Origin of the sequence: Streptomyces sp. 13-12-16 (genome assembly GCF_002114215.1) — a bacterium.
GTDB lineage: Bacteria > Actinomycetota > Actinomycetes > Streptomycetales > Streptomycetaceae > Streptomyces.
Map to the genome: position 1 here is coordinate 1 of NZ_NCTE01001412.1, position 614 is coordinate 614.

General features: G+C 69.2%; 2 pseudogenes. One reads left to right on the forward strand and one right to left on the reverse strand.

From position 1 onward, the window contains the following. Positions 1-214, forward strand: a pseudogene (locus B7767_RS41780) (integrase); the annotation flags it as partial. 167 nt (positions 215-381) lie between these two features. Here the strand turns inward: B7767_RS41780 and B7767_RS47560 are convergent. Beyond that, a pseudogene (locus B7767_RS47560) lies at positions 382-614 on the reverse strand (hypothetical protein); the annotation flags it as partial.

The window sequence follows — 614 nt, forward strand, 5'->3', positions numbered from 1 at the left end:
CGCCGCCGAGGTCATCGAGCGCCTGGCCGACACCGCCGGCCTGACCGGCGCCTGGTCCGGCCACTCCCTGCGCCGCGGCTTCGCCACCGCCGCCCGCGCCGCCGGACACGACCCCCTCGAGATCGCCCGCGCCGGCGGCTCCCGCATCCTCGCCCGGTACATGGACGATGTCGACCGCGTGAAGAACTCCCCTCTCGTCGGCATCGGCCTGTGACCGAGCACCCTGCTTCCCGCTCAATCATCACGTGACGATTGAGCGGGAAGCAGGGTGTTGGTAAGAACGCTGTCACCAGCCGCACAAAACGGTGACCGTTACGTATGCGCATACACAGCATGCGTATCCGTCGTGACTACGGGAACGTGGCGCCCGAGCCGGGTGTCTCATGAACGATCGTTACCCGATGCCCCGGGCCTCCTCTCCGCTTCTTTCTGCCAGCGGTCGACGTTGTGTCGAACAATGAGCACGAGGGGGTGGACGGGGCCCAGCACCCGCACTGTGTGCTCCAGCAGGTCGGCGAGCGCCTGTGCCGCCCCGGCCGCATCCCCCGCCTCTCCCCGCCAGGTGGCGAGGTTGCTGCGGGTGGTGAGGGTGTCGGGGGGGTCGGGGCCCAGTA